At 58.3% G+C, this 14,335-nt stretch carries 11 protein-coding genes, 1 tRNA gene and 1 pseudogene; 2 read left to right on the top strand and 11 right to left on the bottom strand.

Going from position 1 to position 14,335, the window contains the following annotated elements; all coding sequences use genetic code 11:
• Positions 1–1,174: 1,174 nt before the first annotated feature.
• Complete coding sequence (locus I6E73_RS07460) at positions 1,175–3,028, bottom strand: DUF262 domain-containing protein (RefSeq protein ID WP_197124284.1); 1,854 nt, start codon at positions 3,026–3,028, stop codon at positions 1,175–1,177.
• A 375-nt stretch (positions 3,029–3,403) separates the two neighbouring features.
• Positions 3,404–4,279, bottom strand: coding sequence for a hypothetical protein (locus tag I6E73_RS07455; protein WP_197124282.1), 876 nt, complete (start codon positions 4,277–4,279; stop codon positions 3,404–3,406).
• A 232-nt stretch (positions 4,280–4,511) separates the two neighbouring features.
• Between I6E73_RS07455 and I6E73_RS07450 the strand changes: the two genes are divergently transcribed.
• Both I6E73_RS07450 and I6E73_RS07445 read left to right on the top strand, forming a co-directional pair.
• Entirely contained in the window at positions 4,512–5,240 is a 729-nt protein-coding gene (locus tag I6E73_RS07450) for a hypothetical protein (RefSeq protein WP_197124280.1), read from the top strand.
• Between the two features lie 1,796 nt (positions 5,241–7,036).
• A complete protein-coding gene (locus I6E73_RS07445; RefSeq protein WP_197124278.1) occupies positions 7,037–7,444 on the top strand; it encodes a hypothetical protein in 408 nt (135 codons plus the stop codon).
• Here I6E73_RS07445 and I6E73_RS07440 read toward each other — a convergent pair.
• The 9 genes and pseudogenes from I6E73_RS07440 to I6E73_RS07400 form a co-directional block, all read right to left on the bottom strand.
• Positions 7,422–8,132, bottom strand: coding sequence for an HIRAN domain-containing protein (locus I6E73_RS07440; protein ID WP_197124276.1), 711 nt, complete (start codon positions 8,130–8,132; stop codon positions 7,422–7,424). The genes I6E73_RS07445 and I6E73_RS07440 overlap by 23 nt on opposite strands.
• Before the next feature lie 151 nt (positions 8,133–8,283).
• Positions 8,284–8,460: pseudogene (locus I6E73_RS07435) on the bottom strand (recombinase family protein); the annotation flags it as partial.
• Positions 8,461–8,583: 123 nt separating this feature from the next.
• Positions 8,584–9,111, bottom strand: a complete 528-nt coding sequence (locus tag I6E73_RS07430) for a hypothetical protein (RefSeq protein WP_197124274.1) — start codon at positions 9,109–9,111, stop codon at positions 8,584–8,586.
• A 295-nt stretch (positions 9,112–9,406) separates the two neighbouring features.
• Positions 9,407–9,589 carry a hypothetical protein gene (locus I6E73_RS07425; RefSeq protein WP_197124272.1) on the bottom strand — a complete coding sequence of 61 codons (183 nt, stop codon included), beginning with the start codon at positions 9,587–9,589 and terminating at the stop codon, positions 9,407–9,409.
• Positions 9,590–9,657: 68 nt separating this feature from the next.
• Positions 9,658–9,730: transfer RNA gene (locus tag I6E73_RS07420), tRNA-Asn, on the bottom strand.
• Between the two features lie 51 nt (positions 9,731–9,781).
• Positions 9,782–10,819, bottom strand: coding sequence for a beta-propeller fold lactonase family protein (locus I6E73_RS07415; RefSeq protein WP_307784249.1), 1,038 nt, complete (start codon positions 10,817–10,819; stop codon positions 9,782–9,784).
• Positions 10,806–11,627 carry an ABC transporter ATP-binding protein gene (locus tag I6E73_RS07410; protein WP_307784248.1) on the bottom strand — a complete coding sequence of 274 codons (822 nt, stop codon included), beginning with the start codon at positions 11,625–11,627 and terminating at the stop codon, positions 10,806–10,808. Before I6E73_RS07410 ends, I6E73_RS07415 begins: the two co-directional genes overlap by 14 nt.
• A 1-nt stretch (position 11,628) precedes the next feature.
• A complete protein-coding gene (locus tag I6E73_RS07405) occupies positions 11,629–13,308 on the bottom strand; it encodes an ABC transporter ATP-binding protein (RefSeq protein ID WP_197124270.1) in 1,680 nt (559 codons plus the stop codon).
• Entirely contained in the window at positions 13,305–14,333 is a 1,029-nt protein-coding gene (locus I6E73_RS07400; RefSeq protein ID WP_197124268.1) for an ABC transporter permease, read from the bottom strand. Before I6E73_RS07400 ends, I6E73_RS07405 begins: the two co-directional genes overlap by 4 nt.
• Positions 14,334–14,335: the final 2 nt, after the last annotated feature.

Raw genomic sequence — 14,335 nt, 5'->3', positions numbered from 1 at the left:
CTCTCAGAGGCGAGCGCCGAAGAGATCGCCGTTATGCATACATCTGCATCGGGAAAGGTCACATTTTTGAATGCCTCTTGAAGTTTGTAAACAGTGGTCGAATGATCTGTTCTGATTTCCAAGGGCACCGTTTCGCCATCGCGGAACGGCGCATCTTCGTGGTCGTACGCCATGAACGTGATGGAGGAAGGCTGGAGGGGATAGCGAATTAGTGCGGCTTCTTCCCCCCAAGTCGCCGCATGATTCGTTCGTAAACAGGTATGGGACAAACGAAAAATAACCCCCGTCGACAAAGACTTTCTCGTTGAAGAATCTGGCCCTTGTAAATGAGTTGCGGCAAGATTCTCTTGCTCACATTTTCAAAATTCAAGCCGACTGTTGAACGAACTACTTCGCGACCATCGGTTATAAGCCCATCGCGGCTATCACGATAGCTGCCAGTGGTATCGATCGTCTGCACTTCGAAGGCGACGAATTCCTTTAACTGCCCAGAGGCATCCAGGTTAGCCAACACCCAATCCGCCCAATATGCACCTGTCCGTTCTTTTGGGGTAAACGTAGCTCTCCGCCCCACTTCTTTCCGAAGACGGCGATCGTAGACGTGCTCGTCCTGCGCGCTTCTGCAATGGTCTGCCGCCCCCGGTACTACGCGCCTACCGGGGCCAAACGCCTTGTCCGCAACATCCCCTAAGATCCGGTTGTCGGCTGCGTATAGCCGAATCGGGCCGCAGATCACCGGTCCAGTCGTGATGGGCTTTACCGTGCAAACACCTGAGACAGTCCCATCGTTGATGAGTCTTTAGACAAGATTCACCGATAAAGGGGCAGTGTTTGTTGGTCGCAGCAAGGAGCGACGCTGCCGAGTGATCGCACCGGTTCACGACAGGGGGTCCGCGCCGGATTGATGGACCAAAGATTCGGCAAGCAAATATATTGACCGTGCACGTCTAGCGCTTCCCAAACCTAGTGCTCACCAGTGACACCACAAATCTTGAGGCCGTGTGATCCCCTTTTCCGGGAGGCGAAGTCCCTGAGCCAAAAACTAGTGCTGACGCAACTTAGTGGTCTTGGTAGCGCCGCCTCGGGCGTTGTCGCGAACCTAACAATTGCTGACCCCTGCGCAGCGAGGCTTCGCATGGCCCGCATCTGTCGTCGCGACGAGGCCGAACTTTGGCTAGGATCCCAACGCCTCGGGAGATGGCCAGATCTCGATTGCAATCCGTGCAAGATCTGCGGCGCGACGGTCAATGTGGCTCTCGTCCCAAGAGTCCGTGTTGGCGATTGGGAAATTTATCACAAGGGTATTCTGTCTCGAAAACTCGGGTCGTTTGGACTGCCAGGCCCCATGCGAAAGTCGCCTGTTAAACGAACCAGTAACTAGCGTTAGATTTCCGAGACGGTTGACCGCGCGTCTGCGGACGTCACTGGCCGTCTGCCAAACCGGATCATCTTCGTCTCCCTCAACAACTCTTCCGTCCACGGTAATTGGCCAATTTTGCTCCCAAGATTGAGGCATTACATGTTCGATCTGAAGGTTGGAATAGTCGATTTTGGCGTCCGGTTGATGGGGGTCATTCGCTCTTACGTGTGCATCAATCGCAGACAACAGCAGCGCTATCCGCGGCTGGCCAATTACGCGGTAATAGCGATTATGGAGGAACGCATCGGCGACGTCTCTGTCCGTGGGCCAGCCAAGCGCGCCGCGTTGGAGAGAAACGATCACCGCGTTTGCGATATCCCCGCCTGCGTCGTAAGCAGACTTTGCCTCGCTGAGCGTACGAACCAAGTGCATTCCGTACCCTCGCGTCTGAAGCCCAAGAAATGCCCTTCGAAGCGCCCAGGATTCCACTGCGCGCACTGCACGGACGTGATCTGCGTTGCACATCGAGCTTTCAGGGAGCGTGCGCAGCCACGAAAGCAGAGGAACCGCTGTCGCAACTTCGAGTTTTCGAATCCGATCATATGCTGTCTTGAGGCTGTCATCTAAAACTTCTACATGAGAATAAATTGCTTCGTAAGCGGTCGAATATGCCGCCAGCGACTTAAGAACTTCTTCCGTGCTAGGACCGTCATTTAGGTACGCACGGGCTTCCCCATATAAGTGGCCAACACTCGCTTCTCTAGCCGTCTCGGCTGTTAGCCAGACTGAAAGTAGAACGTCACGACGGCCTCGTGCCGCGTGGCCCCTGCCGACCTCTTCTTTCCACCATTCATCATCAAAATGCGCCCAATATTTGTCGTACAGGGTCTCGACGTCGTCCTCGGCAAGCTCCCCTCGAAGGAAAAGAAGGTTCTTCACGAGGTCGATCGCTGCCAAAGGCGATTGCCTGCCATTTAGAACCTCGAAAATGACTTGCGCATCATCGTTCTCTTCGAGATCAATAACGACAAGCTTCAACAGCGTGGAGAGCGCATCTGCAAGCGCATCCATCCGTTCCGAAGCCACTTGGCCGCCCTCGGATACATATCCACGCGCGCTCTCCGCGAAGTATGCGCGGGCGCTGAAATAAAGGTGGTCCTCCGAGACGTAGTCTGGAACGACGTCCTCTACCGCTGTAGGCCACACTGCTCGGTCGTTTCGTCGTGGCCAAAGTTTGTACTTCTCTTCGGGCTTCGCAACGAGATACGGCTTGTTATAGAGCATCTCTCGGAGTTGGTGCTGCTTCACAGAATCCTCGGAAGTCAAAACATCGAGAACTCCGCGTATTAGCAGCTGTGTCGTCGTTAGTCGCTGCTGACCATCGATGACGGACCGCAGCGTGATCCCGCCCGTCGCCGAAAGGACAGGCGCGACGACGATCGCTCCGAGGAAGTGCGGGGAGACGAGCGCTTCTTTCGCTAGGAGTGCGTGACCAACTTCCCCGCTAGACCGCGCATCAAGAAGCCGATCCGCGGTCGCTGCGAGGTCTTCAAATAGAAGTTCCCATTGACCTTCCTGAGTCCATTCATAGTCTCGTTGGAACGTCGGAATCAAATAACGGCGATCGGGTAGCAGAATCTGACTCAACGGGTACGTATTTGCTTGCACGCGTTGACCATATCGGAAGCTGCCGCATTGTCGTCAGACAAACACCGCGCTGCGGGCGTACATAGCCGTACCCGTCGCCCCCGCAGGTGGACACCACCGCGGGGCAACAACTAAAAGGACACGGCAGCAGGGAACTGACGCTCGTCCTCCATACGCTGACGCAGCGTTCTCGACGGTTCACCGATATCCGAGCTTTCGTGCACAAGCCTAACTAGAGATGCCGCCGCGGTGACCGAATAAGAACACCTGCATCAATGCTCGCGACCGCTTGACCGAACTCACAATGGCTGATCAACGCAATACCCGTCGAGTCCTCTGGCTGAGCGATAAATGACGTATTCGACGGCTACAACGCACCGGCCGTTTACCTTCGACTTAGGTGCACACCTGACCGGGATAGATCTCGCAGATGATTGCGAAGGTCGACGCGGCCTCCGACGCCGTCGAGCTAGTCACCCCCATCGCACGTGGCAGCATCTGCGCCGCGAGAATCCATTCGTCGCGATCTTCGCAGATATCGAGAGTTCGTCTTAGCTCGCTGTCACCTGAACCTGCTTCAGCTTCATCGATGGCGGTTCGGAAACCGTCCAGACAAGCAGGGCTAATGGAGCCCGCAGTCCGAAAGGGGCCCGCTTCCGCCCAAGGAGTAACTGTTTCTGAGCCGAAGGCCATCCGTAGTCGTATGACCAGCTCGGTTCCACCTGGATCCGAGCGGTCGTACCAAGTGATATCCGACCCGGCATAGCGCGCGGCATCTTCTCCGATCATGCCCTCACTAGTCTCGTCTATCCACGTCTCGCCGTGATCGACGGAATATTGAATTTGCCAGCCCTGTGCATCACTATTTGAGACCCAGTCGATGTCGAACCCTGCGATCCCCTCGGGACTCACATTAGTTATTTCGGGAGCTACGCCTGAATGCGTCACTGAATCACTAGTCGCGTCTAGGTACTCAACCTGTAAAGGGTCATACCGCAGAGGCTCCCCTCCCACTGCGAAGCCCAGCGCAATCACCCCAACGCCGACCGGGACGACGATTTTCGCCCACAGCGGTAACCGTTTGACATCCGGGCTCGCTAATCGGTCAATAGGCTTGTTATCCAGCATCGACCCGAAGTTCTCCCCCATCTCTGCAGGTTCCTTCGTGTCCGAGCTCTCTTCAGTTTCCGCCGCAGCGATCGACGAACCACAAACATTGCAGAACAGAGACCCATCGGAGCTTTGATGGCCATTAGGACAGGTTGCGCTCACTCGAAGCTCCTTCGCGGTATGGATGTTCCGCCCCACCTTGTCATATCGGGAACGCCGCCTGAACACGCCCGCAGCGGCGAAAGCACAGCTTCTCCGATGAGCCGCAAACTGGGGCCGGGCTCTTCATCGAAATGATCGCGGCGACGACCAGGAGCGACAGGAACTCGATCAAAATTACGGCGATCTATCGGACGATGTCAGCCGTCATCATTGTCCCGCTTAGGGTAAACGGATGACCATTACTCGATTGAAACCACGTCATCCTTACGTACGTCGAGCGCGCTACACATCCATGGTCGCTTGGATCGTTCTTGTCCTCGCGGTGACGCTATGCGCAGTCTGGACCTTTCAACAAGTAGGAAGTTTGGATAGCGCCCAAGAAGTCGCGGCTCTCACCGAGCGGACGCACGAATCAGACCTCGCCGACCTCCATCAGAGTCGCGAAGCGGCGGCTGAAGCACAAGACGCGCTGGACAGAGCTATCACCCGAGAAGCCGCGACGTTGCTCTCGCTAAGTTCTGCTCAGTCCAGAGCAGCTTTCGCTTTTGACTCCGCAGTGGAGGCGCTTGCGCTTCAGGGAAAGATAGCCCGAAACCCCTACTCTGGTCTCGGAATTCCCCCGCAGTACCTAATCGAGGAGATGGGCAACGCAACGGCGACAAGCGCCGGTGCACATGAGCGTGCAACGGAAAATCTGCAATCGAGACAGCGCGACAACGAGCAGGGTCAAGACACGCATCAGAGTTTGGTGGAGGATGCTAAGTCGGCGGGCGAATTGCAGTTGGTTGCCGAAGCGATAGTCGCATCCACGCAGGGCGAGCTGAATCGACGTCTCGCAATTAGTGGAGGAATCGTCGTCGCACTTCTAGCAATTGCGGCAGCCTTTTCTATTTCGTCAGCCAAAGCACACGCACTACTCGAAAACACGCACAACGCCACAAGCGATGATGAGGAACTCTAACCAAGCCACACGCTGCAATGGACGGCCGATTGAGGCCCATCGAAAGTTCGAGAAGGTCAGGTCAACGCCGGAGCATACTTAGGAATTTCGAAAACGCTGATCGGGTCTCGGAATTACACCGCAGGACCTGATCGAAGAGATGAGCAACGGAACGGCGACCAGGCCGGGTGCGCACGAGCGTGCAACTTGAAGCTGCAATCGAGGCTAGGCGACACGAGCAAGGTCAACGCAACAACCATCGCATCGGTGCGCGTTCACATTCCTGCCAGCGCGCACGTTGAAGTTGACGTCGTCAGGATCGGGATGCCCGAAACCATGTATGCAAAGCCGATGTGCCACACTCCGGTTGGAGCGCCACCTGATTGGCCACGTCGCCATGTGGTGACTAGAGGGCTTATGCACCCAACAATACGTGCCCTCGCATAGCCGGGAATTGTGCACATTCGTCAAGATGCCGTTGGACAGCGCAACTAGGCCGTCTGAATCCTGGTCCAAGTTATCCGGAAGAAGCTTTTCGTCTTCGGGAGTTTCGTCCTCACCCAATGGTGACCTCACTTGGATTGTAGGGAAGCTGCGGTTTAGTCCCCTCTCAACTGCGACCGTAAGCGTTCCCCCCGACATTGACTGTGCCGAAGCTTTGACAAATTCCGCTTGTCTCTAGCGGCCCTCATGGATTACTTGTGCGCAGGCGGACTGTCGGAGCAAATTCCTCGCGGCGGTAGCCGATGCCGAGCCGATCTGTGACTGTGCGTTGGAGGCGACGATGTTAAGAGCTCGGCGCCGGGGCGCCTCGCGTGACTCCGTGATGCCATTCGTTGTGCTGCGATGTGTTTCCTTTTCTTGCTGCGCAAGTGTTTCGGCGAGGGCAGCGGGCGTGCAACGAGATGTTGCCGTGAACCGTTCAGGTTCGCGGTGATGTCGAGGTTGTGCGTCTGATGCCTGAGTTGCTTGTGGCTCTCTTCGTTCGCCGGGGCTTCGCCCCTGTGCTTCTGTTCGTGGTCCGTGATGTTCCCGTGGTGTCCTCTGGGGGCTCTCTTCGTTCGCCGGGCTTCGCCCGTGCATCGTCATGTTGGTCGTTTCGCTTCGTGGTGTCTGCTGGGGGTTCACCGGTCTGTGTTCTTTCACATGGGCCCCAACCTGTTCTGTGGGCTCCCCAAGTTTCCTTCCCGCAACGAGCCGTTTCCTGTCCGTATCCGTGACGGTTCTTCGGTGGGGTTTCCCTGCCGGGGGCAGCCTTCGGCAGTGGTGGCGTTGGAGGTCCGAGGTTCCGCTTCGTTGACGCAGCGTATGCGTACCGACACGTGACGGGGCCCGAGACCAGGTGAGACACCACAGTTGGTGTGTGACGCCACCAGACCGGTCACTTGGCGTAGAGGTCACACCCAGCCACCGGCGAACGGAAAGGCCACTGAGGTTGGAGCGGATGCGGAAACCAACAGCGGGCTTGGAGAGAGCGCACGGAAGAGATGGGACGCCCCCAGGGCGGCACAGCTCTGGAGTGCAGCCCCGGAGGCGGGCCACGACGAGTGAGCGCAGCGAACCGGAGAGCCGCCGGGGCGACTGAGCGAAGCGAAGTCTTGGTGAGGTACGAGAACGCAACGTGACGTGGCCCGGAGTTAGATCGCAGGGCGGAGCACAGATTACGGAGCGAGGCTCGGCCGTCGGCGGCTAACGGCTTGGGCGATTTACGGGACGAAAATGTTGGGCCGGCTGCCAGTTTCGGCGACGCTTTCGCCGCATGTCTTTGCAGTGAGGCGCAACCAGTGCTTCGTCGGACTTCGGGAAGGCATTTTGTTGTGAGCAAGCTACTGGCAGCACCTCGTGTTTGGCGGCTTGCCCGCACCGGAACGATCGACCCGAATGCGACAACAACGGATCAGCGGGCAGCAACTTTTGCGGCGTCAGCTCCAGACGGAACTGTGCTGGTGACGCGGCGCGATGATGAGGGACTCACCCACTGGTTTATTGCCCCGGATGAGACCGGTGTGGAGCAGTCAGCGTTGCATCTTGCGCAGACGGTTGCTGCTCGCGCTGTGGAGCTCGTCGAAGACGTGCCGGAGCTGTTCGAATCGAAGCACATTGCTGTTGCCCGGTATGAGGCCGGCAGCATCATCGGTCGTGACACTCAGGTCGGTTCTGATCTGTCAGAAACTGCTTCGACTGCTTCTGGAGGTCGTCGCGCTACTTACCGAACAGAGACTTGATGAAGCCTTTGATTCCTAGCACAGGTGCTGCCGGTGAACCTGTTGCTGTCGGGGGCGCTGGCTCTGCTGGTGCTGTGGCTGGCAGCGGAACGTGGAGAGTAGGCGGTCTAGGTGCCTTAGGAGCCGGGGTGATGATTGTGGCGTAGAGACCTTTGCGGTGGTCGGATTCTGCTACAAGAAGGTCTTGTTGACGATTGTGGTCGACCCGCTGCAACGTGGCCTCGTCGAGCTGGTTCGGGTAGAGCTTGCCAATGAGAACACCACCTACTTCGACATGGATGTGCTCGCCGTTACGGACAACTTTGCATTTATGGCTGCCAACGCCCAGCTCAGCTAACGCTTCCTGATGTTTGGTGGTTTGCTGAACGTTGATGCGACCTTTGCGGGGAACGTAGACCCATTCGGCCGGCACGAGTACGTCAGCGCCGCCACCGCGGTGCGTCAAAGTTGTTTCGAATACTCCCCCGGCAGCGTCTATCCATTTGGCGACTTTTTGGGCTCGGGTTGAGGATAGAAACCCGACTTGATGCTTGCCGACATGAACACCGACAGCGTTTCTGTCGTGCCGGTTGTTGGGGTCGCGCACCAGGCGTGCCTGCACAGTTTTTCCGTCTAAGCCAGCTTTTTTGAAAGGCGACGCGAAGTACTCATCGCCCACCACACGCAGTGCTTCTGTTTGGTCCACCATTTACCTCGCTTCTTCGGCTGACCATATCTCATCGAAACGAGACTGTCAGCGTCAGTGAAGTTGAGACTTCTGCCGAAGGATGAGCGAATCCATCGGTCTAGGTGTTTCACCGCAAGCGGAAAGCGAGGACTTCGGTCATGGGCGCTGCGAACCTACACGCCGCCAGCGCCTCACGCAGACCAGGGCGGTCACGATTCGTTCCCGTCAGCCCGTGATCGACATAAATGCGGTCAGTGGCGACACCAAGAGCTGTGAGCCCATCCTGCTGAGCTGTGAGGTCTTGGTCGTGGGTGGAAACGCGGGCGTAGCCGATCGAGATGCCAGACATGAGCCTGATCGTCCCATGCGCGGAAGACATTGGCCCGCAGCAACCTGACCTCCGGGTGCAGAAAAGCCATCAGGTCGCAGCGGCAGAGTCGAAACCCGGCTGTGACCTGATGGCTGATGCAAGCTAGTTGAACGAAAGGATGAGGTCTAACCCGTCATCGGGGTGATAGGACCAGGATGCTTTGATGTCGTCCCACTCGGCAGTCTGGCGACCATCGAGCGAACGGGTTTCACCCATCTGAGCGGTGACGCTGTCAGGCACCTCAAGTTCGTCAAGTACACAGAAGACTTCGTTGTAGGTGAGCTTCTCCCAGTCCTCCTCGCCTTCCATGTCAAGGATGAGGCTCTGGCCAGCATCGCCGATACGTGCAGCCGAATTGCTTTCCAACCCGCACGAGTCAAGAGAGGCGGTGAACTTCGACGGCTGTGCCGCCAAAATTGCGAGCAGAACAATCACTGCGATCACCACAACAACGGCCGCGGGGATTGCAATGCGAGCCCACAACGGAAGTCGCGTAATCAGAGCTTTGAACGACCCTACCTCTTTCGCCTCAGCAGCAGGCTCAGTGGTGGCACCCGCTGACGGGGCCTCGGGAGCAGCAGGCTCGCCAGTCGGTTCTTCGGGATTTGTTGGAACATCTGGAATGGTCAATTCACACCTTGTCTGTAACGGCCAGACGAAAAGAAAACGCCTCGGTTGCTGTGCGTATCCGGCCGCCCAAAAGCCTAGTGACGCCCATCAGGTCTGCGCGTGCCCCAGTACGGGCCACAGAGCAGAAAACAGAGCCGCTTTGAGAGACAGGATTAGCTTGCAGGGCGCGTTCATCTGACGCACCCGTCCTTCAGGTGCTATCGGGGCTGTGCGCGGCAGCATCTCACACGCACTAAAGGCAAGTACCCGGACTCTCTTGGGTGCCTGCCTTTGGTTTTTCTGCGACCCAAGTCGTTCAATTCTTCTTTTCGTCGACAACGTGGATGGCAAGCGATCCGTCGGTAACGATATGGAGCTGGCCATGAGCTTTCGTCGAGACTGCCAGCCCCACCCGCCAGTACGGAGTAGTGCTCGTCGCATACGAGCATCCATCGCCGTCGCTGCTCAAAGACGGGTTTTTGGCCACGTTGCTGGCCAATGTTCGTCTCTCGAATAAATCGGAAAACAAAAAGCCCCCCGAATTCCGTGGAATTCAGGGGGCGTCCGCTCCTCGACTTGGACTCGAACCAAGAACCTACGCATTAACAGTGCGTTGCTCTGCCAATTGAGCTATCGAGGATCGCTGTGCAACTCAATTACTTTAGCAAATGATTTCGCAGTTGAAAAACCATCAGACGATTCTGGCGAGGTATGTTGGCGAAAGTACCCGAGTTGGCGGGGCAATCAGCTGCGGAATACCGTTCGGATCGATTCTGAAACTAGCCACTTCGTGCGAATACTGGTTGCAGACGTGAAGAATGTCGTCGCCCATGATGATGTGTCGCGGCCAGTTCCCCTCGCACGACACAGAAGTAAGCGGTGCAACGCTGCGACCATCGTCGGCAATCGTCATGACCGCAATCTGGTTACTATGGCGCACGCCGGCATAGGCGAAACGGCCGTCTGCAGAGATCGCGATTGCGGAGGCTTGGTCGCCTTCCACAGCACCGGGCAGCGCGATGGAGCACAGTTGCTTCAGTGCACGGTTCTTCCACTCGACAACGAGCAAGCCGCATCCGTGTTCCCCCAGCACATAGAACAGATTGCCGGGGCGGGCGACGATATCGCGCGGCCCAAACCCTGCCGGGGTAGCGAGCTCAGCGATCTGTTCGATCGCGAAATCGGCATAGCTAAAAATGCGGATGAGGTCGGCGCCCAAATCGAGCGTGAAGAGGGTGTTGTCATCGACAAAAACGGAGGAGTGCGCGTGCGGCCCCTCCTGTTGCGGTCGCGGACCGAGGCCAACAGTCTCGACGACCTGACGCGTGTCGAGCGCCGTGGACTCAGCGCCGGCTTCAATCACTCCGAGCGTGCCGGTGCCATAGTTTGCAGCAATAATCGTGGAGCCGTGAACCGTGATGTGGCAGGGGTATTGACCTCCGCTAGCGGTGAACGCCGGATTGCTGAGTGTCTCGCCATCGCGCTCGAATGCTGCGACCTGGCCTGATCCTTCGAGCGTCGAATACACCCGGTCACCGTCGACCACGATGAAGGATGCCGAGGGCACGTCTGCAACGCGGTGCGCGAGCTCGAGCGATCCATCCGGCCTACTGCGCAGGACAGAGATGCCTTCGGACTCGCACTCCATGTCAGCACCCCAGCCGCCGACCAACCAGGTCGAGGCAGGCACGGGAGTGATGTCGGGCGTTGTTTCTCTAGTGTTGGTCACGTTCGAGCTCCACAAGTGAGTTGGCGAGCCCCTTCACGTAGGGATGCCACGGGTCGGAAAGGACTTCTGACAGCTCTCCGGTGCCGACGAGGATGCCGCGATGCATGATGGCAACATTCGTCGCCACCCGGCGAACCGCGGCCAGGTCAGCGGTGACCAGCAGTGCCGAGAATTCGCGCTGCGCTTGCAGATCAACGATGAGGTCAAGGATGGCTGCGCGCACGTTGACGTCAATACCCGCGGTGGGGTCGTCGGCCACGAGAAGTTGCGGTTCCAAGATCATGGCGCGGGCGATCGCAACACGTTGACGCTGCCCCTTGCTCAACTCGTACGGGTAGCGGTTCATGACCGAAAGCGGCAAACGCACCGTGTCAATGAGGGTCGCCACAGCCTCGGCAGCTTCTCTTTGATTGAAACGACGATCGCGCACGAAAATTGGTTCGGCGATGTTCTCGCCAACCGTGAGACGACTGTTGAGGTGATTACCGGCATCCTGAGGCAGGTAGCCCACGCGCAAGCTCAAGTGATCGCGCTTGCGCCGACTCACCGAGCGCAGTTCGGTGCCGAGCACAGAGAGCTCTCCCCCGCTGAACAGCGGCGAGCCGTAGGCGCCCGTCTCGGCGTGAAGGGCAATCGCTTTGGCGAGAGTGCTCTTGCCCGAGCCGCTCTCGCCCACGACAGTCAATACTTCGCCAGCGGCAATCTCAAAACTCAGCCCATTGACGGCAACCGAACGCGTTTCAGGGTTCCGTGACGGGTAACGCAGCGACAAGTCGCGGGCGCTCACGGTGGGCTGAGTAGAAGTCACCTCAATAATCTACGGCAGTCAGCGCCCTCAGTGCTTCGCGGCGCTCGGTCTGCTCGCGAGGATCCGGCACGGGCAGCGATGCCAACAGTCGTTGAGTGTACGGATGCTGCGGATTGCCGAGCACCTCAGACCCCACGCCTTCCTCGACAAGCTGCCCCTTGTAGAGCACCGCAATGCGATCGGAGAGCATATCGACAACCGCAAGATCGTGACTAATGAACAGGGCCGCGAATCCGAGATCCCGTTGCAGATCAGCGAACAACTCAAGCACTTTCGCTTGAACCGACACGTCAAGCGCACTCGTCGGTTCGTCGGCGATCAGCAGCCGCGGCCGCAGCGCGAGTGAACGCGCGAGGCTGGCGCGCTGGCGCTGTCCACCGCTCAGCTCATGCGGGAAACGGTCGCCGAAAGCGCGCGGCAACTGAACGGCCTCGAGAAGCTCGTCAACACGTCCGCGCGCATCGTTCGGGTCTTCGGCCTTACCGTGCACGATCAGCGGCTCAGCAACGCACTGGGCGATGGTGAGCAGCGGGTTGAAGCTGGAGGCAGGGTCTTGGAAGACGAAACCAATGTCGCTGCGCAGTGGCCGAAACTGACGTTCCTTGAAGCCCAGCATCTCGTGGCCCAGAACAGACAACGAACCACCGGTGATTTTGTTGAGCCCACCAATGGCACGACCGATCGTGGTTTTGCCCGAACCGCTCTCGCCGACCAGCCCGAGGACTTCGCCGGGTGAGATTGTGAAGCTCACGCGATCGACAGCACGGAACGGTGCGCGACCGAAACGGCCCGGGAACTCGATCTCGAGGTTGTCAGCGATGACGACAGGTTCGACATCCTTCTCGCCTCCAGCAGCCGCACGATCAGACACGCGTGCCGCGGCGCGCGAAGCACCAGAACCGATACGTGGAACGGCGGCAAGCAACTTCTGCGTGTAAGGGTGCTTGGCCGAATCAAACAACTGCTGAGCTGGGGCTTCTTCAACCAGCTTGCCCTGATACATCACGGCAACACGATCGGAGAGATCGGCGACGATACCCATGTTGTGGGTGATCAGGATGATCGCGGCACCGAACTCATCACGGCACCGGCGCAGCAGATCGAGGATTTCTGCCTGAACGGTGACATCCAGAGCGGTTGTTGGCTCGTCGGCCACGATGAGCTCTGGCTCGAGCACGAGCGCCATGGCGATGACGACACGCTGCTTCTGTCCACCCGAGAACTGGTGCGGGTAGTAGTCAACGCGCGACTCTGGCTCCGGAATGCCCACCTTGCGCAGGATCTCGATCGCTTTCGTTCGAGCCTCGCGCTTGCTCACATTGCCGTGGGCGCGAAGCCCCTCTGCGATTTGCCACCCCACCGTGAAAACGGGATTGAGCGCTGTCGATGGCTCCTGGAAGACCATCGCCACGTCGACGCCACGAAGCTCACGCAAACGCTTGCCCGACATGCCAATAACTTCTTTGCCATTGAGCACAATGGCACCGCGTGACACCGCCGTCTCGGGCAACAGCCCGAGAACAGACTTGGCCGTCACGCTCTTGCCACTGCCACTCTCGCCGACGATCGCTAGAACCTCGCCCGGAGCGAGACTCAGCGACACATCATCGACAGCTTTGACGTCTCCGCCATCGGTCGCGAACGTTACTTCGAGATTCCTGATCTCAACAATGTTGCTCATGAGCGAGCCTCCAGCGGGTCAATAGAATTCACATCGCCATCAAGGTCGACCGTCGAGAGAGCGGCGGTTTCGAGAACCGGCGCCGACTGGTCGGCACGACGACGCGTGCGCAAGCGGGGATCAGCGAGGTCATTGAGAGACTCCCCCACCAGAGTGATTCCGAGAACTACGAGAACGATCGCGAGCCCGGGGAACAGCGACGTCCACCAAATGCCGCTCGTGACATCCGAAATCGACTTGTTGAGGTCGTAACCCCACTCGGCCGCAGCGGACGGCTCAATACCGAAGCCGAGGAAGCCAAGACCCGCGAGAGTCAGGATGGCCTCCGAGCTGTTGAGCGTGAAGATCAAGGGCAGGGTGCGCGTCGCGTTGCGGAACACGTGACGGAACATGATCCGCGGAGTGCTTGAGCCAATGACCTTCGCCGACTCGACGTAGGCCTCCGACTTGATGCGCACCGTTTCAGCACGGATGACGCGGAAATACTGCGGGATATAGACCACAGTGATCGATACCGCCGCCGCAAACACACCACCCCAGAAACTCGACTGGCCACCGCTAATCGCAATAGCCGCGACGATCGCGAGCAGGAGGGTCGGGAACGCGTACACCGCGTCAGAGATAACCACGAGAACGCGGTCGATCCAGCTGCCGAGGTAACCCGAGACCAGACCGAGAAGCACTCCAGCAAAGATCGACAGCGCAACGGCGACGACGATCACGAGCAGCGCGGTACGCGAACCCCAAATCACTCGCGAGAGCACATCGTAGCCACCGACGGTGGTGCCCAAAATGTGTTGGCCGCCCGGCGGAACCTGCGCGCCAAAGGAACCTTCGTCGTCGCGCAATTGCGAGAAACCGTAGGGAGCAAGCAGCGGAGCAAAAAGTGCCGTCAGCAAGAAGATGCCCGTCAAGATGAGCCCGGCAACAAGCATGCCGCGCTGGAGCCCTACCGACTGGCGGACCTGATGAACAATAGGCAGTTTGCGCCACACAGCCACAAAACGTGAGGGTGTCGTTGTCATGA

This window comes from Salinibacterium sp. SWN248 (assembly GCF_015864575.1).
Taxonomy (GTDB): Bacteria; Actinomycetota; Actinomycetes; order Actinomycetales; family Microbacteriaceae; genus Rhodoglobus.
The sequence above is the reverse complement of the archived record's forward strand: the minus strand, read 5'-3'. Positions and strand labels throughout refer to the sequence as shown.

What these genes read in the sequence shown, in the direction of transcription:
- I6E73_RS07450 (WP_197124280.1), top strand. Translation starts at nt 4,512, where the DNA reads ATGACCATTACTCGATTGAAACCACGTCATCCTTACGTACGTCGAGCG.
- I6E73_RS07440 (WP_197124276.1), bottom strand. Translation starts at nt 8,132, where the DNA reads ATGGTGGACCAAACAGAAGCACTGCGTGTGGTGGGCGATGAGTACTTC.
- I6E73_RS07405 (WP_197124270.1), bottom strand. Translation starts at nt 13,308, where the DNA reads ATGAGCAACATTGTTGAGATCAGGAATCTCGAAGTAACGTTCGCGACC.
- I6E73_RS07400 (WP_197124268.1), bottom strand. Translation starts at nt 14,333, where the DNA reads ATGACAACGACACCCTCACGTTTTGTGGCTGTGTGGCGCAAACTGCCT.